Annotated in this window: 16 protein-coding genes and 1 pseudogene; 8 read left to right on the forward strand and 9 right to left on the reverse strand. The window is 73.6% G+C overall.

Annotation, left to right across the window (positions count from 1 at the left end):
* Nucleotides 1-122 precede the first annotated feature (122 nt).
* Together greA and ACFXGA_RS24470 are read right to left on the reverse strand one after the other, a co-directional pair.
* The gene (gene greA / locus ACFXGA_RS24465) at nucleotides 123-617 is read right to left on the reverse strand and encodes a transcription elongation factor GreA (RefSeq protein WP_233814179.1); all 495 of its coding nucleotides are present in this window, start codon (nucleotides 615-617) and stop codon (nucleotides 123-125) included.
* Nucleotides 618-802: 185 nt separating this feature from the next.
* The gene (locus ACFXGA_RS24470; protein WP_378091428.1) at nucleotides 803-1,213 is read right to left on the reverse strand and encodes a DUF4307 domain-containing protein; all 411 of its coding nucleotides are present in this window, start codon (nucleotides 1,211-1,213) and stop codon (nucleotides 803-805) included.
* A 110-nt stretch (nucleotides 1,214-1,323) separates the two neighbouring features.
* Between ACFXGA_RS24470 and mca the strand changes: the two genes are divergently transcribed.
* Together mca and ACFXGA_RS24480 are read left to right on the forward strand one after the other, a co-directional pair.
* A complete protein-coding gene (mca, locus tag ACFXGA_RS24475) occupies nucleotides 1,324-2,205 on the forward strand; it encodes a mycothiol conjugate amidase Mca (RefSeq protein ID WP_378091430.1) in 882 nt (293 codons plus the stop codon).
* Complete coding sequence (locus ACFXGA_RS24480; RefSeq protein ID WP_378091432.1) at nucleotides 2,202-2,489, forward strand: hypothetical protein; 288 nt, start codon at nucleotides 2,202-2,204, stop codon at nucleotides 2,487-2,489. The genes mca and ACFXGA_RS24480 overlap by 4 nt, the downstream gene beginning before the upstream one ends.
* On the opposite strand, the gene ACFXGA_RS24485 is transcribed toward ACFXGA_RS24480, so the two are convergent.
* Together ACFXGA_RS24485 and ACFXGA_RS24490 are read right to left on the reverse strand one after the other, a co-directional pair.
* Nucleotides 2,486-6,334: a trypsin-like peptidase domain-containing protein gene (locus tag ACFXGA_RS24485; RefSeq protein WP_378091434.1), complete on the reverse strand. Its 3,849-nt coding sequence runs from the start codon at nucleotides 6,332-6,334 to the stop codon at nucleotides 2,486-2,488. The genes ACFXGA_RS24480 and ACFXGA_RS24485 overlap by 4 nt on opposite strands.
* A gap of 20 nt (nucleotides 6,335-6,354) precedes the next feature.
* Nucleotides 6,355-7,056: pseudogene (locus ACFXGA_RS24490) on the reverse strand (metallophosphoesterase); the annotation flags it as partial.
* Between the two features lie 107 nt (nucleotides 7,057-7,163).
* Between ACFXGA_RS24490 and ACFXGA_RS24495 the strand changes: the two are divergent.
* From ACFXGA_RS24495 to ACFXGA_RS24505, 3 genes are all read left to right on the forward strand, one after another.
* Nucleotides 7,164-9,131: a thioredoxin domain-containing protein gene (locus ACFXGA_RS24495; RefSeq protein WP_378091436.1), complete on the forward strand. Its 1,968-nt coding sequence runs from the start codon at nucleotides 7,164-7,166 to the stop codon at nucleotides 9,129-9,131.
* A 72-nt stretch (nucleotides 9,132-9,203) separates the two neighbouring features.
* Complete coding sequence (locus ACFXGA_RS24500; RefSeq protein ID WP_378091438.1) at nucleotides 9,204-9,761, forward strand: hypothetical protein; 558 nt, start codon at nucleotides 9,204-9,206, stop codon at nucleotides 9,759-9,761.
* Nucleotides 9,758-10,825: a M1 family aminopeptidase gene (locus ACFXGA_RS24505; protein ID WP_378091440.1), complete on the forward strand. Its 1,068-nt coding sequence runs from the start codon at nucleotides 9,758-9,760 to the stop codon at nucleotides 10,823-10,825. Before ACFXGA_RS24500 ends, ACFXGA_RS24505 begins: the two co-directional genes overlap by 4 nt.
* Here the strand turns inward: ACFXGA_RS24505 and ACFXGA_RS24510 are convergent.
* Complete coding sequence (locus ACFXGA_RS24510) at nucleotides 10,816-11,493, reverse strand: hemolysin III family protein (protein ID WP_378091442.1); 678 nt, start codon at nucleotides 11,491-11,493, stop codon at nucleotides 10,816-10,818. The two genes, ACFXGA_RS24505 and ACFXGA_RS24510, sit on opposite strands and share 10 nt — an antisense overlap.
* 116 nt (nucleotides 11,494-11,609) lie before the next feature.
* Here ACFXGA_RS24510 and ACFXGA_RS24515 point away from each other — a divergent pair, with 116 nt between their 5' ends.
* A complete protein-coding gene (locus ACFXGA_RS24515; RefSeq protein ID WP_378091483.1) occupies nucleotides 11,610-12,356 on the forward strand; it encodes an isoprenyl transferase in 747 nt (248 codons plus the stop codon).
* Between the two features lie 109 nt (nucleotides 12,357-12,465).
* Here the strand turns inward: ACFXGA_RS24515 and ACFXGA_RS24520 are convergent, their stop codons facing one another.
* Together ACFXGA_RS24520 and ACFXGA_RS24525 are read right to left on the reverse strand one after the other, a co-directional pair.
* The gene (locus tag ACFXGA_RS24520) at nucleotides 12,466-12,822 is read right to left on the reverse strand and encodes a hypothetical protein (protein WP_378091444.1); all 357 of its coding nucleotides are present in this window, start codon (nucleotides 12,820-12,822) and stop codon (nucleotides 12,466-12,468) included.
* A 322-nt stretch (nucleotides 12,823-13,144) separates the two neighbouring features.
* Nucleotides 13,145-13,528: a hypothetical protein gene (locus ACFXGA_RS24525; RefSeq protein ID WP_378091446.1), complete on the reverse strand. Its 384-nt coding sequence runs from the start codon at nucleotides 13,526-13,528 to the stop codon at nucleotides 13,145-13,147.
* A 232-nt stretch (nucleotides 13,529-13,760) separates the two neighbouring features.
* On the opposite strand from ACFXGA_RS24525, the gene ACFXGA_RS24530 reads away from it, so the two are divergent.
* Together ACFXGA_RS24530 and ACFXGA_RS24535 are read left to right on the forward strand one after the other, a co-directional pair.
* Nucleotides 13,761-14,993, forward strand: coding sequence for a DUF885 domain-containing protein (locus ACFXGA_RS24530; RefSeq protein WP_378091447.1), 1,233 nt, complete (start codon nucleotides 13,761-13,763; stop codon nucleotides 14,991-14,993).
* A 460-nt stretch (nucleotides 14,994-15,453) separates the two neighbouring features.
* Nucleotides 15,454-16,743, forward strand: a complete 1,290-nt coding sequence (locus tag ACFXGA_RS24535; protein ID WP_378091485.1) for a PhoH family protein — start codon at nucleotides 15,454-15,456, stop codon at nucleotides 16,741-16,743.
* 215 nt (nucleotides 16,744-16,958) lie between these two features.
* Here ACFXGA_RS24535 and ACFXGA_RS24540 read toward each other — a convergent pair whose 3' ends face one another.
* Nucleotides 16,959-17,726 (reverse strand): ABC transporter permease, encoded by a 768-nt coding sequence (locus ACFXGA_RS24540; protein WP_378091449.1) that lies wholly within the window; start codon nucleotides 17,724-17,726, stop codon nucleotides 16,959-16,961.
* Nucleotides 17,723-18,673: an ATP-binding cassette domain-containing protein gene (locus tag ACFXGA_RS24545; protein WP_378091451.1), complete on the reverse strand. Its 951-nt coding sequence runs from the start codon at nucleotides 18,671-18,673 to the stop codon at nucleotides 17,723-17,725. Before ACFXGA_RS24545 ends, ACFXGA_RS24540 begins: the two co-directional genes overlap by 4 nt.
* Nucleotides 18,674-18,685: the final 12 nt, after the last annotated feature.

Consider the following 18,685-nt stretch of genomic DNA (forward strand, 5'->3'; position numbering starts at 1 on the left):
CGTCTTCTGCGCTCCCCCCCCGCCCCCCCCCCGGGTGCCGCCCGTGTCCGACACCCACCCGGGCCCCCCCTCTCGGGGGGCCCCCCCCCCGGGGGGGGCCCCCCCCTCCCGGTGTCTGGGGGTCAGCCGGAGTACGGCACGGCCTTGATCAGCGTGACCTTCATCGTGCTGCCGTTGGGCAGTTCGTACTCCCGGGCCTCGCCCTCCTTCGCGCCGAGCAACGCCTTGCCCAGCGGCGAGGAGGGGGAGTAGACCTCGAGCGCGCCGTGCGCGCCCTCCTCACGGGTGGCGAGCAGGAACTCCTCCGTCTCGTCGTCCCCGTCGTAACGCACGGTGAGCACCATGCCGGGCGCCGCGACGCCCGTCACCGTCGGCGCCTCGCCGACCTTGGCGACCCGCAGCAGCTCCTGCAGCTGGCGGATCCGGGCCTCCTGCTTGCCCTGCTCCTCGCGGGCCGCGTGGTACCCGCCGTTCTCCCGGAGGTCACCCTCCTCACGACGCGCGTTGATCTCCGCAGCAATGACCGGGCGATTCTCGATCATCTCGTCCAGCTCAGCCTTGAGCCGGTCGTAGGCCTCCTGGGTCAGCCAGGTCACCTCAGTGTCGCTCACGGTCACCAACTCCTCGTCTTGCTCCGGCCCACGGCGTGGGCTGGCAGTTCCCGGGCGCACCAGCCCGGAACGGAAAAACACGGCCCGCGTCGGGGCCGTGCTGAAAGGCCAGAGTAACACGCGGAGAACGTTCGCCCCCGGCGTTTTGTTCCCGGATCGGCCGGTAAAGCCGCAGATCACCCGCTTGGCCGCTACCTCGTGGACAGGTACGCCGGAACCTGGTAGGAGCAGCCGAACACCTCGCCCGTGACCGGCGGTTTGGACGTCCTCAGCACGGTCGTGGCCCGCACCGTGCCCGCTCCGGGCTCCACCAGCACCTCGCGCCGGCCCGCCTCGTCGCCGTCCTCGGACCGGGCGCGCACGATGCACACGACCGGCTGCTCCGGAGTCTGCCTGACCACCTCGAACGTGATCTCGACCGAGTCGTCGCCCTGGACGGTGAACGCGGTCTGCTTGGCCTCGACGGGCATGGTGCCGAGGTTGCGGTAGCCCACCCAGGCGACGACCCCGCCCACCAGCACCGCGATCACGGGCAGTGACCAGCGCGCCCACCGGGGCAGGGGCCTGCGGGGCTTGCCGTACCGACCCTCCGGCAGTGCCACTGTGCCAAGCCCTCCCGCCCGTGGGGAACAATGTCCCTCGACCACCGCGTTGAGTGTCGCAGGGACCGGACCGGACCGGTTCGGCAGGGGCGAGGAGGAGCACCACCGTCATGGTTGAGAAGCTGCGCATGATGGCGGTGCACGCGCACCCCGACGACGAGTCGAGCAAGGGCGCCGCGACGATGGCCCGCTACGTCGCGGAGGGTCACGAGGTGATGGTCGTGACGTGCACCGGCGGCGAGGCCGGCAGCGTGCTCAACCCCGCCCTCGACCGCCCCGAGGTGTTGGCGAACATCACCGAGCTGCGGCGCGCCGAGATGGCCCGCGCGGTCGAGATCCTGGGCGTGCAGCACCGCTGGCTCGGGTTCGTGGACTCCGGCCTGCCCGAGGGCGACCCGCTGCCGCCGCTGCCCGAGGGCTGCTTCGCGCTGGTCCCGCTGGAGGAGTCGACGCCGAAGCTGGTCGAGGTGATCCGCGAGTTCCGGCCGCACGTGATCGTCACCTACGACGAGAACGGCGGCTACCCGCACCCCGACCACATCCGCTGCCACGAGGTGTCGGTGGCCGCGTTCGACGCGGCGGGCGACCCGGAGCGCTACCCCGAGCTGGGCGAGCCGTGGCAGCCGCTGAAGCTGTACTACTCGCACGGCTTCTCGCGGGCCAAGCTGCTGGCCTTCCACGAGGCCATGCTGGCGGAGGGCCTGGAGTCCCCGTACGCCGAGTGGCTGGCGAGCTGGCCCACCGACAAGCCGGACGTGATCGAGCGGGTCACCACGCGCGTCGAGTGCGCCGACTACTTCCCGGTGCGCGACGAGGCCCTCAAGGCCCACGCCACCCAGATCGACCCGGAGAGCCGCTGGTTCGCCGTGCCGCGCGAGTTGCAGCGCAGGGTGTGGCCGACGGAGGAGTACGAGCTGGCGCGGTCGCTGGTGGACAGCACCGTGCCCGAGGACGACCTGTTCGCGGGCGTCCGTGAGAGGGTGACCGCGTGACCTCGTTCGACCCGATCCCGTGGGAGCAGACCACGGCGGTCGTCCTGGCCCAGCAGCCGTCCACCGACAAGGACCCGGGCGGCCAGCAGGAGGACTTCGGCAAGTCCTCCCCGCTGGGCCTGCTCATGCTGGTGCTGTTCTTCATCGCCGTGTTCTTCCTGGTCAAGTCGATGAACAAGCACCTGAGGAAGCTGCCCGCGTCCTTCGACGAGCCGGCCGACCGGTCCGACGCCGAGCCGGAGGCGAAGGCCGGCAACGGCAAGGGCAAGGGCGAGCAGGACTAGCCGAAGACCAGCTCCACCACCCCGGAGCGGCACCACGCCACCAGGCGGCCGTCGGGCCGCCAGGCCAGGTTGACGACCCCCGAGTCCAGGTCGGTCCCGAGCAGGCGGCGGGCCCGGCCGCCGCGCGGGCACGACCACACCGCCAGGCGGCCGTTGCCGTCGCCGACCGCCACGAACGCCTGCCCACCGCGCACGGCCAGCGCCACCTCGGCGGCCGCCGTGGTCGTGACCGGCCAGGGCGTCGCCCACGGCGTGAACGCGTCACCGGTCAGCGCGTGCACCGCCACCCGCGCGGTGCGGCCGACGGAGAGCGTGGCCACCACCGGCTCGTCGCCGTGGTCGAGCGCGAACCGCTGCACCGGCTCCGGTGACGTGGCGAGCAGCGGCAGCCCACCCCGCGCGGGCACGGCGAACAGCAGCAGCCCCTGCCGGTGGGTGGCGAGCAGCCTCGGCCCGCCGGCGGCGCGGTGGAAGGCCCCCTGGGTCGGCCCGGGGTACTCGTCCACGAGGGTGTCGGCGCTGCGCGCGAACTCGCGCAACCGCCCCCACCTCGGCCGGAAGCACCGGATCCGTCCCGCGCCGTCCAGGTGCGCCACCACCCGGCCGTCGTGCACGGCGATCGCGGACCACATGCCGGACGCGCCGAGGAAGCCGGTGGCCACGCGTCGCCGCCGCGCCCCGCGCCGGACCCACGCCTCCAGCACCCCGGAGGCGGTCTGCGCGGCGACGGTGTCGCCGTGGACGGCGACGTCGGTGATCCGGTCCTCGTGCGTGCGCCGGCCGAGCCCGGCCGCCAGCGGCGGCAGCCCCGGTTCGACCAGCACGGCGGCCGTGGAGCCGTCCCGGGACGAGCCGATCGCGGCGAGGCGTCCGTCACCGGTCGGGAACAGCCGCGTGGCCGGGAGGTGCCGCGACGCGTCCCACGGCGGCGGGGCCTCCGGTTCGGGCGCGTCCCGGTCGAACTCCCACAGGCGGACCCGACCGTCCGTCCCCGCCGACAGCACGACCGGTCGTCCCTCCGGGCCGGTACCGACGGCGAGCGCGCGCACGCCCGCCTCCCGGCTGCGCCCGGTCGGCCCGGCGGGGGTGAGGGTGTCGCGCAGCCACCACGCCGACACACCGACCACGTCCGCCGTCGCCACGACCACCTCGCCGCCGGGCAGCCGCCCCTCCGCGACCGCCGTGGGCGCGACGCCCGCGAGCCCGGGTTCCCGGATCAGCCCCCGGTCGGTCACGCCGAAGCAGGCGAGGTCGGTGTCCTCGCGGCACAGGAGCAGCAGACGGCCGTCCGGACGGGTGACGAACCAGGTGCCCTCCTGCCGCCAGGCGACCCGGACCCGCGGGCCGACCCGCACCAGCCGGTCATCCGTCACCCGGTAGAGCGACAGCCCCGTGGTGCTCCGGGTGACCGCGAACACCGCGCCGTCCTGGACGCCCAGCGCCGGCGGCCGGAACAGGATCTCGTCGGAGGTGTCCACCCGGTCGAGCACGACCGGCGCGTCACCGGTCCAGTCGACCAGGCGCAGCGTGCCCTGGCGGGTGAGGGCGGCGAACAGCCTCCCGGCCGCCGCCACGCCCCCCGAGACGGCGGCGGGGCCGATCTCCAGCGCCCCGGTCTCCCGCGGCCCGTCGGCGAGCGACCACTTGCGCAGCGCGCCGTCCGCGACGGTCAGCGCGACCTCCCCGCCGTCGGTCACCGCGCGGGAGAGCCACTGGTGGTGCTCGACCGCCTCGCCGGCGACCTCCGCCACCGGGTCGAGCCGGTAGTCCCGGAACCGGTGCAGCACCACCCGGTCGTGGTTGACCTCGAACGCGCCGGGCTCGCCGGCCGCGTCCAGCCACAACCCCACGTCGGCCGACGCGAGCAGCTGCGCGAGCACCTGGTGCGGCTCCTCGCCGCGCCAGGCGAGCACGTCCGCGCGCCACGGCAGGGCGAACCGCCCGGCGAGCCGGTCGGCCAGGCCCGGGAACCCGAGCTGCCGCGCGGTCAGGGCGAGCCGCGCCGCGCGGTCGGGCACGTCGAGGTCGGCGAGGTGGTGGCCCGCCTTGCGGTAGACGTGGGCGTGCGCCCTGGCCCGCGCGGACGCCACGTGGGGCAGGTGCGGCAGGAGCCGCCCGGTCGGCGCGACGACGAGGAAGCCGACGTCCTCCACCAGCTCGTCCAGCCGGCCGGCCGCGGCGGCGTGGTGCGCCAGGTGCTCGCGGACGTACTCCGGCGCGTCCTCCCACCGGTCGACCCGGCGGCGCAGGGTCTCGTAGACCACCGGCTCCGCGCCGGGCCGCCCCGCCCGGAACGCGTCGTCCAACGCCTGGTGGAACAGCCGGAACGTGCCGCCCGCCTGCTCGACCAGGTAGCCCGCCGCGGACGTGAGCACCTCGCGCAGGTCGTGCGGGGTGTAGGAGCCGGCGCTCAGCGCGTTCGCCAGGTCGAGCCACAGCGGCCCCTCCGGCAGGCCCGCGCCCTGGGCGAACGCCAGCGGCGCCAGCAGGTTCCGCGCCACCCTCGGCCGGTCGAACCGCACGGTCAGGTAGTCGTCTACGGCCGCCGCGACGCTGGTCGGCAGGCGCCGCGCGCCGGTCAGGCACGCCAGCTGCGCGATCAGGAAGTTCCCGCCCGCGTGCCGGGCGATCGCCGCCGCCCGCGCCGGGTCGCCGACCCGGCGTTCCGCGTACCGCACCACGTCCCGGTGGTCGAGGTAGGACCCGGAGTCGAGGTCGAGCACCACGGGGTTGCCGAGCCGGGCGGGCAGCGCGCCCCGCACGCCGACGCGCGTGCCGACCACGACGTGCCGGTCGCCGTGCGCGGCGAGGCGGCTCAGCATGGTCGCGATGGCCTCCGGCGCGTCGCCCGCCGCCTCGTCCAGCGCGTCCACCACGACCGACACCGGGCCGCACCGCCGCAGCAGCTCGGTCGGGTCGGCCGCGTCGACCTCGGCGGCGTCGGCGATCGCGCGCACCACGTCCGCGAGCGTCCGGCCCCGGGCGTGCACGGCGACCGTGACGCCGCCGACCGGGGGCAGGGCGACGTCGGGCGGCAGGGTGTCCGCGGCCACCCGCGACCGGGCCGCCCGGTCGGCCAGCACGACCGTCCGCGCGAGCACGGCGCTCTTGCCGCTGCCCGGCCCGCCGACCACGGCCCGCACCCGCCCGTCGGCCGGTCCGCCCAGGTAGAGCGCGAGTTCGGTCAACGCCCGGTGGCGGCCGACGAAGTGCCACACGTCCGTCGGCTCGTGCGGTTCGACGCCGCGCGCCCGGGGCAGCCAGTGGGTGTCGAAGGCGTCGTCCAGGTCGACGCGCCAGCCGGTGTGGTCGGCGGCCGGCGGCCACCGCCGGACGATCTCCTCGACCGGGACGAGGTTCCCGCCGCCCACCGCCGGGTGCGCCGTGACGACGATGCCCACCACGGCGTGCAGCACGTCGTCCCACACGGGCGCGCCGGAGAACCCGCGGTCGATGCGGTGGCCGGAGGTGTGCTCCAACTGCACCCAGTTCGGGCCGACCCGGCCGCCGAGCCGCCCGCGCGACTCGGTGTGGTGCCCGCCCGCGAACCCCTGCACCACGTACGGGTGATCGCCGAGCGCGGCGGGCGCGCGCAGGGGCGCGCGGACCGCCCCGGGCACCGGCGCGGCCAGCCGCAGCACGGCCAGGTCGCCCTCCTCGACCGGGTCCCGGAACTCGACCGTGGCGGCCACCTCGACCCCGAGGTGCACCAGCGCCACGTGCACGTGGTCGTCCGGCACGACGTGCGCGCACGTCAGGACGAGGTCGGGCGCGACGAGCACGCCGGCGCCGGCGTCACCCACCCGGGCCAACCAGGGCGGGCGTTCCCGGTAGCTCGCGCGCACGACCACCGACCCTACTGCGCGTACCAGACCCGGCGGGCGGGGACGGACACGATCTCGCGCTCCGGGTAGCGCAGCGCGGTGAGCCGACCGCCGAACACGCAGCCCGTGTCCAGGCACAGGGTGCCGTTCACCCATTCCGGTTCCTCGACCGGCGTGTGTCCATACAGGACCGTCGCCGCGCCCCGGTAGTCCCGCGCCCACGGGTAGCGGACCGGGAAGCCGCGCGCGTCGATCTCCCCCGTGGTCACGCCCCACAGGGCGAGGGCCCGCGCCCGCGCCGATCCGCGGCCGTGGTGCCGCTCCGGCAGCCCGGCGTGGGCGACGACGAGCCTCCCGCCGTCGAGCACGTAGTGCGGGACCAGGGCGTCGCAGAACGCGAGCACCTCGGCGCGGAACGCGGGCGTCTCGCGCTCCAGCCGGCTCAACGAGTGCTCCAGCCCGTGGTTGACCTGGACGTCGTGGCCCTTCAGCGCCCGGACCAGCTTCTCCTCGTGGTTGCCCCGCACCGAGAGGGCGTGGCCCGCCGCCACCATGGCCATCACCAGCCGCAGCACGCCGGGCGTGTCCGGCCCGCGGTCGACCAGGTCGCCCACGAACACCGCCTTGCGGCCGTCCGGGTGCCCGCCCTCGGCGGAATAGCCCAGCTCGCGCAGCAGGTGGACGAGTTCGACGCGACACCCGTGCACGTCGCCGACCACGTCGAACGGCCCGGTCTCGTGCCGCAGGTCGTGGGGTGACGGGTCGGCGGGCCCCGACGGGTCGGCGGAAGGCTCCATGCGACCAGTCTGGTCGACCGGTCCGGGGGTTGTCCGGGAATTACTGTGGAGCCATGACGAACCGGCTCGCGTCCTCGACCAGCCCGTACCTGCTCCAGCACGCCGACAACCCGGTGCACTGGTGGCCGTGGTCGCCGGAGGCGTTCGCGGAGGCGCGGGAACGGAACGTGCCCGTGCTGCTGTCGGTCGGGTACGCGGCGTGCCACTGGTGCCACGTGATGGCGCACGAGTCGTTCGAGGACGAGGCCACCGCCGCGTTCATGAACGAGCACTTCGTGAACGTGAAGGTGGACCGCGAGGAGCGGCCGGACGTGGACGCGGTCTACATGGCGGTCACGCAGGCGCTCAGCGGGCACGGCGGCTGGCCCATGACGTGCTTCCTGACCCCGGACGGCGAGCCGTTCTACGCGGGCACCTACTACCCGCCGTCGCCCCGGCCGGGCATGCCGTCGTTCCGGCAGGTGCTGGAGGCCATCGACCACGCGTGGCGCGAGCAGGGCGACGAGGTGCGCGAGTCGGCGGCGGGCATCGTGGCGCAGCTCGCGTTCAAGCCGCTGCCGCAGTCTACTGTGGACGACGAGGTGCTGGCGGGCGCGGTGGTGTCGCTGCTCGGGCACTTCGACCGGGTCAACGCCGGGTTCGGCGGCGCGCCGAAGTTCCCGCCGTCGATGGTGCTGGAGTTCCTGCTGCGCCACCACGAGCGGACCGGGTCGGTGGAGGCGCTGTCGATGGCGCGCGCGACGGGCGACGCGATGGCCAACGGCGGGCTGTGCGACCAGCTGGCGGGCGGGTTCGCGCGGTACAGCGTGGACGCGGCGTGGGTCGTGCCGCACTTCGAGAAGATGTTGTACGACAACGCTTTGCTGCTGCGCTTCTACACGCACCTGAGCCGCCGGGACGACAACCCCCGGTACCGCGGGGTCGCGCGGGAGACGGCCGAGTTCCTGCTCCGCGACCTCGGCACCCCGGAGGGCGGGTTCGCCGCGTCGCTGGACGCGGACACCGAGGGCGTCGAGGGGGCGACCTACGTGTGGACGCCCGCGCAGTTGGTCGAGGTGCTGGGGTTGTCGACCGGAGCGCGCGCCGCGGCGCTGTACGGCGTGACGGACGAGGGCACGTTCGAGCACGGCGCCTCGACGTTGCGGATGCTCGGCACGCCGGACCCGGAGATCGCCGCCCGGCTGCTGGAGGCCCGGGACCGGCGGCCGCAGCCGGGGCGCGACGACAAGGTCGTCACGGCCTGGAACGGGATGGCGATCCAGGCGCTGGCCGAGGCCGGCGCGGTGTTCGGCGAGCCCCGCTGGGTCGAGGCGGCGGCGCGGGCGGCCCGGCTCGTCCTGGACGTGCACCTGGTCGACGGGCGGCTCCTGCGCACCTCCCGGCACGGCGTGGCCGGCACGGCGGCGGGCGTGCTGGAGGACTACGGCTGCTTCGCCGACGGCCTGCTGGCGCTGCACCAGGCCACCGGCGACACCGAGTGGTTCACCGTCGCGTGCGGGCTGCTCGACACGGCGCTGGCGCGGTTCGCGGGGGAGGAGCCCGGCGTCTACCACGACACGGCCGACGACGCGGAGGCGTTGGTGCAGCGGCCGTCGGACCCGTCCGACAACGCGAGCCCGTCCGGCGCGTCGTCGCTGGCCTCGGCGCTGGTGGCGGCGTCCGTGCTGGGCGGGCCGTCGCACTACCGCGACGCCGCCGAGGCGGCCGTGGCGCGGGCCGGGCTGCTGGCCGCCCGCGAACCCCGGTTCGCCGGCCACTGGCTGAGCGTCGCCGAGGCGCTGGCGCTGGGTCCCGTGCAGGTGGCCGTGGTCGGCGACGCGCCGGACCTGGTGCGGACCGCGTGGCACGGCGTGCACGGCGGTGGCGTGGTCGTGGCGGGCGCGCCGGGCTCGGCGCCGCTGCTGGCCGACCGGCCCCTGGTCGACGGCGGTGCGGCGGCCTACGTGTGCCGCGGCTACGTGTGCGACCGGCCCGTCACCTCGGTGGCCGACCTCACCGCGGCCCTCGCCGTCCACCGTTAGCGAACCACCCTGGCGGTCCGGTGACCGCGGCGTAGCGTCGGCATCGACGTAATCATGTAATCGAGGTGCGAGATGCGACGTGGATGGGGCGGCCGGGGCGGTTGGCAACAGGCCGACCAGCCCCCGGCGGACGACGCGGCGGCCTGGTTCGCGGGCCGGCTGCCCGACGGCTGGTTCACCGAACCGCCGGCGGTGACGGTGGACCGCGAGGAGATCGTGGTCGTGGGCACGCTGCCCGCGCTGCCGGACGGGTTCGCCGACGACGCCGAGCGGGCGGCGGCCGAGGCGGGCCGGATCAGCCGGTTCCGGGAGGAGACGCGGGACGAGCGGATCGCGATCGCCCGCCAGGCCGAGCACCGCTACCGGCGCAAGGTCGCCTGGGGCGCGCGGCTCGGCGGCACGGAGGAGCTGTTCACCACGCTGTCGGCGCCCGTGATGACCCGGTTGCGGCAGCCCGAGCGCCGGGTGCTGGACACGCTGGTCGCGGCCGGGGTGGCGCGGTCCCGGTCGGAGGCGCTGGCGTGGGCCGTGCGGCTGGTCGGCGAGCACGCCGACGCGTGGCTGACCGAGCTGCGGGAGGCGATGACCCGGGTGGACGACCTGCGCGCGCAGGGACCGGACCTGGCGTGACCGACCGGGCGGGGACGAGGGCTTCGACCGCGGGCACCTACGACCTGGCGTGGCGGCTCGACCCGGCGTCGCCGCAGGTCAGGGGTCGCACCACCATCCGCTTCACCGGGGCGCGGGAGCGGGTCGACCTCGCGGCCGACCGGGTGCTCGCCGCGTCCCTCAACGGCCGACCGGTGCGCCCGGACTCGTCGCCGACCGGGGGCGACGGCGACAACGTGCTGCGGGTGGAGGCGCTGTTCCCGTTCCGCGACCGGGGCTTCCGGCGGGTGGTCGACCCGGCCGACGGCCAGGTCTACCTGTACGCGACGAACTTCCCCGACGCCGTGTCGCGCACCATGGGCGGGTTCGGCGATCCCGGCGACCGGGCGGACGTGGCGCTGACCGTGACCGTGCCGCCGTCGTGGAGGTGCCTGGCGAACGGCCGGGCGGTGGTCGACGCGGGCGCGGTCCGCACGTTCACCCCGGTGGCGTCGATCGCGCGGTCCACCGTCGCGGCGGCGGCCGGCCCGTTCGCCCGGGTGCACGAGTCCGTGCACGTGCCGAGGTCGCGGGCGGCCGCGGACGGGGCCGCCGTCGCGGACGTGGTGACCCGCGCGATCGCGTTCTACGAGGACCTGCTGGGCCCGTACCCGTACGCCAAGTGCGATGTCGTGTTCGTGCCGGGGCTGTCCTCGCTGGCCCTGTCCACACCGGGCCTGATCCTGGTCGACCTGCCCGTCCTGGACCGCCTCGACGACCCCCGCTACGCGACGGTCGTCCTCGGCCACGAGGTGGCACACGCCTGGGTCGGCAACCTGGTCGACTTCCCGGCCCCGCTGACGGAGGGCCTGGCCACCTACCTGAGCAGAATCTTCGCCGAGCACACCGGCCCGTGGGACGACCTGCCGGACCACTCCCTCCCGGACCGCCCGTACCGGCCCCACCTGGACCGCGTCCGCGCGGTGGAGGCCGCCGTCGGCCGCCCGGCCCTGCTGCGCGGCCTGCGCGCCGCGTTGACCGACCTCGCCCACGGCCGTGGGACGGAAGCCGACCTCGCCACCCGCTGGGCCGCAGCTCAGGAGTAGATCGCGAACCAGATCGCGATGTAGTGGCACAGCGCCGCCAGCACGGTCGCCGCGTGGAAGAACTCGTGGTAGCCGAACACCTGCGGCCAGGGGTTGGGCCAGCGCGAGGCGTAGAACACCGCGCCCGCGGTGTAGAGCAGGCCGCCCACGAGCAGCAGCACGAGCGCCGCCACGCCCACGTGGTGCAGCAGGTCCGGCAGCACGAACACCGCCACCCAGCCCAGCGCGATGTAGATCGGCACCCCGAGCCACCTCGGCGCGTGCGGCCAGGCGAGCTTCAGGGTCACGCCGCCCAGCGCGCCCAGCCACACCACCAGCAGCACCACGTTGCCCGTGTCCGGGGGCATGGCCAGCAGCGCGAACGGCGTGTACGTGCCCGCGATGAACACGAAGATCATCGAGTGGTCGAGCCGCTTCATCCACGTCCGCGCCCGCACGCTCACCCAGTTCACCCGGTGGTACAGCGCGCTGACGCCGAACAGGCCGAGCACGGTCGCCCCGTACACGGACGTGGCGAGCGCGGCCTTCGCCGACACGGTGGCCGCGGCGAGGGCGATCAGGGTCGCACCCGTCGCCACGGAGACGACGAACGACCAGAGGTGCAGCCAGCCCCGCAGACGAGGCCGCAGGGCGGGCTCGGGCGGCTGAGGGCGAGTCGACGTGGTCACGGTCCGAGGTTACGGGAGCGTAGGTGGCCGGGCAGCACACGGCGGCGTGACCGCGGCCACCCGGCGTACGCTCTTCCAGCGTGGGTCTTCGCGAGCGCATCAAGGACAAGCTCCTCCTGCCGGTCTACGAGTACCGGCTGAACCGGTGGCTCGACGGCAAGCAACGACCACGTCACGTCGGCGTGGTGCTCGACGGCAACCGCCGCTGGGCCAAGGAGGCGGGCTTCACCGACGTCGCGCACGGCCACCGCGCCGGCGCGCGGAAGATCCTGGAACTGCTGAACTGGTGCCGTGACGCCGAGGTCGAGGTCGTCACGCTGTGGATGCTGTCCACCGACAACCTGAACCGGCCCGCCGAGGAGCTGGAACCGCTGCTCGACATCATCGCCGACATCGTGGACGAGCTGGCCGAGCCGGGGAACCCGTGGCGCATCCGGCACGTCGGCGCGCTGGACCTGCTGCCCACGGAGACCGCCGCCCGCCTGTCCGCCGCCGCGCTGCGCACCAAGGGCCGCACCGGCCTGGAGGTCAACGTCGCGGTCGGCTACGGCGGCCGGCAGGAGATCGCCGACGCGGTCCGCAAGCTGCTGCAGAAGCACGCCGAGTCCGGCGGCACGATCGAGGAGCTGGCCGAGGTCCTCGACGTCGACCACATCGCCGAGCACCTCTACACGTCCGGTCAGCCCGACCCGGACCTGCTCATCCGCACGTCGGGGGAGCAGCGGCTGTCCGGGTTCATGCTGTGGCAGTCCGCGCACTCCGAGTTCTGGTTCACCGAGGCGTACTGGCCCGAGTTCCGCCGCACGGACTTCCTGCGGGCCCTGCGCGACTACGCCGTCCGCCACCGCCGCTTCGGCTCCTAGCCCCCGGCCGTCCCGGCGTCCCCACCCCCGGCCCGCACCCCCGGACAACGCCCGAGGGCGGCACCCCCCGACCGGGAAGTGCCGCCCTCGAGAACTCCAGCGTTGGGGCTCAGTCCTCCGAGCTGTTGTCCCCGGCCGCGTCCGAGTCGTTGTCGTCGTTGTCGGTCGCGATGCAGTAGCTCTCGTCGTTGTTCGAGAGGATCGGGATCGCGATGACGTTGACCTCGAGCTCGCAGAGGTTGACCTGGCTCAGCAGGTCGGAGTCGTTGCCGAAGTTGATGAGGCCGAACTGGTCGGCGACCGTCTCCTCGTCCGCGTCGTCGTCGAAGTACTGCTGGTTGTGCAGTTCACCGATGGCGGTGTAGTGGCCGTCGTCGTAGTCCCCGTGCGGAGTCGCGAACGCGGGGGAGCCCAACAACATGAGACCGGCCGCGGCGATGGCGACGGCACCTGCCTTCTTGAACATGTAAACACACTCCTCTAGTGGGGAATTGATGTGACGCCCATAACCTTGCTCGCTCGATCCGAGCATTCGGGGAGTCTGCGGCTCAGGCGGTTTGCCCTCGCTCAGGTAACCTACTGGTCGGCGTTGTGGATCGCACCCGGATGAACACCATCGTGTGAAAGCGTTCTCTTCCGGTTTTAGTTATCGGGGGCGGGAATCCGGACACCGTGTCCTGAATTCCCGCCGTCCATTCCGCGGGGTGCGCCCGGTGCGCCGTCACCGGTCCGCACGCCCACCCTCCGCCACCGGGCACGTCCGGGGCCCGGCGGCGGGATCCGGCGGATCAGCCCTCGGAGCTGTTGTCCCCGGCGTCGTCCGAGTCGTTGTCGTCGTTGTCCGACGTCAGGCAGAGGTTCTCGTCGTTGTTCGAGAGCACCGGGATGCCGAGGACCGCGTTGACCTCGACCTCGCAGATGCTCAACTGGCTCGCGACGTCGGAGTCGTTGCCGAGGTTCAGCAGGCCGAACTGGTCGGCGATCGTGGTGTCGCCCGAACCGTCCTCGAAGTACTGCTGGTTGTGGAGCTGCCCGATGGCGGTGTAGTGGCCGTCGTCGAAACTCGGCCCGCGCCCGTCTTCGTGGGGTTCGCCGGTGACGGCGAACGCGGGAGCGCCCACCAGCATCAGTCCGGCCACGACCGCGGCGAGCGTACCTGCCTTCTTCAGCACTTCACACTCCTCAATGCGGGTTTCCCCGGTCGATCCAGCGTTGTTCCGAAGCCGGATGTGGTTGCCTGCCCGGCAAACTACCGAATCCCCGGCCCCGCGTGGATCTCGATAACACCATTGTGTGATCCACCGATGGTGGTTGTCCCTCGTTACGGTGTCGTTCGCCGCCACAATTCGTCGCCGCCGTTCCACTGTGGTAAACCGGGCGGTCATCTCGTAGGGTCTGCAGTCCGTGGACGCCGACCGGATCGTGCGTGAGTACCTGTTGCTCGGGCTGCGCCTGGACCGGCTGTCGCCGGGCCTGGTCGACTCGTTCACCGGCGACCGCGCCCTGCGCCGCGCCGTGGACGTGGAGCCGAGGCCGCACCCGGCCGCGCTGAGCCGGCAGGCCGCGCTGCTGCGCCGCGAACTGGCGGGCGCCGACCTGGCGCCGGACCGCAAGCGGTTCCTGGACGCCCACCTGGTGGCCGTCGAGACGATCGCGCGCAAGCTCGCCGGCGTGCGCGTCGGGTTCGTGGAGGAGGTGCGGGCGTACTTCCAGGTCGACATCCGCCCCGGCCACCCCGACACCTACCGCCGCGCGCACGCCGCCCTGGCCGAGGTGCTGCCCGGCCGCGGCACGCCGGCCCGGCGGCTGGCCGAGCACCGCGCCCGCGACGAGGTGCCGCGGGGCCGGCTCGCGCACGCCGTGCACGCCCTGTCCGGCGCGCTGCGCGACCGCGTGCGGCAGCGGTTCGAGCTGCCCCCGGACGAGGTGGTGGAGTACGAGATCGTCACCGACAAGCCGTGGAGCGGGTTCAACCACTACCTCGGCGGCTTCCGGTCGCGCGTGGCGATCAACGCCGACCTGGGCCACCGGATGTCGAGCCTGCCGCAGCTCGTCGCGCACGAGTCCTACCCCGGCCACCACACCGAGCACTGCCGCAAGGAGGTGGGCCTGGTCGGCAGGCGCGGGCACGCCGAGCAGGCGTTGTTCCTGATCAACACGCCGCAGTGCCTGATGGCCGAGGGCATGGCCGAGCTGGGCCTGCACGCCGTGGTCGGGGCGGGCTGGGGCCGCTGGGCCGAGGAGGTCCTGGCCGACCTGGGCCTGCGGATGGACGGCGAGCTGAGCGAACGGGTCGAGAACGCGCTGGCCGGGCTGCTCACCGTCCGCCAGGACGCGGCCCTGATGCTGCACGACCGGCGCGCCCACCCCGACGACGTGGTCGACTTCCTGTGCCGCTGGCTGCTGGTGCCCGAACGCCGCGCCCGCCAGATGCTGCGCTTCCTCGGCGACCCGCTGTGGCGGGCGTACACCACGACGTACGTGGAGGGCGTGCGCCTCGTCCGCGCGTGGCTGGACCTCGGCGCGGAGACCCTGGGCGACCGCTATCTGAGACTGCTGGACCAACCACTGGTGCCGGCGGCGTTGGCGGAGGAGGTCGCGGCCGCGGTGCCCTGGCTGCCCCGTGACCGCGGGTGACCGACCGGCCGTCACCGGCCGTACCGGCTCTGAGCTGGGCGGACGACGCGCGTTGGGCCGATGTGGCGGTCCCGTGCCGCCCTTCGGCACCCGCGGTGGTCCTGTTTCACAGGTTTGCGGCCGGATGACGAGTTGACGAATCACCTGTGTGGCTGCCTGCATAAGAGGGACCGGCGGAGGTAACTTCCGGTTGGCGGGACGCGTCCACTGCGGACCGCGCAGGGAGGCCCTGATCGTGGCGGTATGCGCGAGGGGGCCGGCACCCGGCCCTCGTGGCCGGCACGTCCCCGGCTAGGGGGCGGTCCGGTCGATCGGGGTGGTGCCTGGCCCAGCGAGGAGCGGACGCGGGTGCCGCGTTCGTGAGGGAGTTGCCGTGAACGCACGACGACCCGCGAGCCGTTCCTCAGGCTCATCGCGCAGCACGTCCCGGCGCCGTGGCGCGCCGACGACCAACACGTACGTGGTGGACACGTCCGTGCTCCTCTCAGACCCCCTGGCCACCACGCGGTTCGCCGAGCACGAGGTCGTGCTGCCGCTCGTGGTGATCAGCGAGCTGGAGGGCAAGCGGCACCACCCGGAACTCGGGTGGTTCGCCCGGGAGGCGCTGCGCCTGCTCGACGACCTGCGCCTGCGGCACGGCCGGTTGGACCACCCGGTCCCGATCGGCGAGGCCGGCGGCACGCTCCGCGTCGAGCTCAACCACTCCGACCCGGAGGTGCTGCCCGCGGGTTTCCGCACGGACTCCAACGACGCCCGCATCCTGGCCTGCGCGCTCAACCTCGCGGCCGACGGCAACGCGGTCACGCTGGTCACCAAGGACATGCCGCTGCGGGTCAAGGCCGGCGCGGTCGGGCTGGCCGCGGAGGAGTACCGGGCCCACGACGTGACGCTGTCGGGGTACTCCGGGATGTCCGACGTGGACGTCGACCAGTCCGTGGTGGACGCGCTGTACCGCGACACCGTGATCGACCCGGCGCTGTTCGACCTGGCGCACGTCGCCGAGCTGCCCTGCCACAGCGGGTTGCGGCTGCTGGCGGGCACGTCCAGCGCGTTGGGCCGGGTCACACCGGACAAGCAGGTGCGGCTCGTGCGCGGCGACCGCGAGGCGTTCGGGCTGCACGGCCGGTCCGCCGAGCAGCGCGTGGCGCTGGACCTGCTGCTCGACACCGAGGTCGGCATCGTCTCGCTGGGCGGACGGGCCGGCACCGGGAAGTCGGCGCTCGCGCTGTGCGCGGGGCTGGAGGCGGTCATGGAGCGCCGCCAGCACCGCAAGGTCGTGGTGTTCCGCCCCCTGTACGCGGTGGGCGGCCAGGAGCTGGGCTACCTGCCCGGCTCCGAGAGCGAGAAGATGCAGCCGTGGGCGCAGGCGGTGTTCGACACCCTCGGCGCGCTGGTCAGCCAGGACGTCGTCGAGGAGGTCATGGACCGCGGCATGCTGGAGGTCATGCCGCTGACCCACATCCGCGGCCGGTCCCTGCACGACTCGTTCGTGATCGTGGACGAGGCGCAGTCGCTGGAGCGCAACGTGCTGCTCACCGTGCTGTCGCGGTTGGGCGCCAACTCGCGGGTGGTGCTCACGCACGACGTGGCGCAGCGCGACAACCTGCGCGTCGGGCGGCACGACGGCGTGGCGGCCGTGATCGAGAAGCTGAAGGGCCACCCGCTGTTCGCGCACGTCACGCTGACCCGCTCGGAGCGCTCGCCGATCGCCGCGCTGGTCACCGAGATGCTGGAGGACTACGCCTCCTGACGGCCGGTCCGGGAGGGGCCCCGCCGGCGGCCGTCGGCGGGGCCCCTCCATGCTCGTGGTGCAGCACCGCCACCATCCGGGCCAGGACGGCGGCGACCAGCACCGGCAGGGCGTTGCGCACCCCGTGCCACACCCGAGAACCGGTGCGCCGAGCGGTGGGACGGCGTGCCGCGCCCGGACCCATCGCCCGACCACCGGCCCGACCCCGGATCCGGCTAGTCGAGCGCCCGCCGCAGGAAACCCCGCATGCCCAGCGCCCCGAACCCCGCGATCGACGCCAGCAGCACCACGAAGCACACCCACAGCGGGATGTGCTCGACCCCCGGCACCAGCACCGCCCGCATGCCCTCGCTCACGTAGGTGAGCGGGTTGAGCGCGCACAGCACCTGGAACCAGCGCAGGTTGTCCAGCGCGGGCCACGGGAACTGCGCCGAACCGGTGAACAGCAGCGGCGTCAGGATCACCGCGAACATCACGTTGATGTGCCGCGGCGACACCGACGTGCCGATCACCATGCCCACCGCCGCGCCCGCCAGCGACCCCAGGACGATCACCAGGAACGCCGCCGGCAGCCCGGACGCGGGCCAGCTGATGTCCAGCATGACGAACCCGATCGGGATCATCAGCACCGCCGCCAGCAGGCCCCGCACCGCGCCGAACACCATCTTCTCCACCGCGACCAGCGGGATCGGGATCGGCGCGAGCAGCCGGTCCTCGATCTCCCGCGTCCACGAGAAGTCCAGCACCAGCGGCAGCGTGGTGTTCTGCAACGCGCCCAGGAACCCGTTCATCGCCACGATCCCGGGCAGCAGCACGGCAGCGAAGTCGCCCTGCACGAACCCGATGTCGCCCAGCACCTTGGCGAAGATGAACAGGATGAAGAACGGCTGGATGATCACCTGCGCGAGGAAGCTCGGCAGCTCCCGGCCGGTGACGAACACGTCCCGCCACAGGATCGCGTTGAACGTGCGCAGCGACGTCATCGCAGCTCCCGACCCGTCAGGTGGATGAAGACGTCCTCGAGGCTCGGCGTGCCGATCGACAGGTCGGCGACCGGCGCGCCGTGCCGCTCCAGGGTGCGCAGCACGTCCGGCAGCGCCACGGCCGGCGCGACGTCGGTGTAGAGGCGGAACATGTCCTGCACGTGCTCGACCCGCTGCACCCCGTCCACCGCGGCCAGCGCCTCGCTCACCGCGTCCGGGTCGGCGGCCGACGCGACGGTCACGCTGAGCGTCGTGCTGCCCGGCAGGGTCTTGGTCAGCTCGGCCGGGGTGTCGAGCGCGAGCAGCCGGCCGTGGTCGACGATGCCGACCCGGTCGCACAGCTTCTGCGCCTCGTCCATGTCGTGCGTGGTGAGCACGACCGTGACGCCGTCCGCGTGCAGCGCGGCCACCCGGTCGTGCACGAACAGCCGCGCCTGCGGGTCCAGCCCGGTCGACGGCTCGTCCAGGAACAGCACCTTCGGCCGGTGCATCAGGGCGCGAGCGATCATCAGCCGTTGCGCCTGACCGCCGGACAGCTTGTCCACCAGGCTCGTGGCGTGACCCTCCAGGCCCATCCGCTGGAGGATCTCGTCGGCCAACCGACGCCGCTCGACGCGGCCCACGCCGTGGTAGGCGGCGTGGAACAGCAGGTTCTGCCGGACATTCAGCGCGCGGTCCAGGTTGTTGCGCTGAGGCACCACGGCCAGCATCCGACGGGCCCGCCGCGGGTCGGCGACCACGTCCACGCCCTCCACCAGGGCCGTGCCGGAGGTCGGCCGGACCCTGGTGGTCAGCACGCCCACGGTGGTCGTCTTGCCCGCCCCGTTCGGACCGAGCAAGCCGAACACCTCGCCCCGGCGGACCGCGAAACCGAGCCCCGCCACGGCCGGTTTCGGGTTGCCCTTGTAGACCTTCACCAGGTCCGCCACCGTCACGGCTTCGTCCACCGGGACAGCCTA

It is taken from the genome of Actinosynnema sp. NPDC059335, from assembly GCF_042752395.1.
GTDB lineage: Bacteria > Actinomycetota > Actinomycetes > Mycobacteriales > Pseudonocardiaceae > Actinosynnema.

Bases quoted from the DNA above. Each gene is read 5' to 3' on its own strand.
- ACFXGA_RS24500 (WP_378091438.1), top strand. From the start codon at position 9,204: ATGCGACGTGGATGGGGCGGCCGGGGCGGTTGGCAACAGGCCGACCAG.
- ACFXGA_RS24540 (WP_378091449.1), bottom strand. From the start codon at position 17,726: ATGACGTCGCTGCGCACGTTCAACGCGATCCTGTGGCGGGACGTGTTC.
- ACFXGA_RS24495 (WP_378091436.1), top strand. From the start codon at position 7,164: ATGACGAACCGGCTCGCGTCCTCGACCAGCCCGTACCTGCTCCAGCAC.
- ACFXGA_RS24520 (WP_378091444.1), bottom strand. From the start codon at position 12,822: ATGTTCAAGAAGGCAGGTGCCGTCGCCATCGCCGCGGCCGGTCTCATG.
- mca (WP_378091430.1), top strand. From the start codon at position 1,324: ATGGTTGAGAAGCTGCGCATGATGGCGGTGCACGCGCACCCCGACGAC.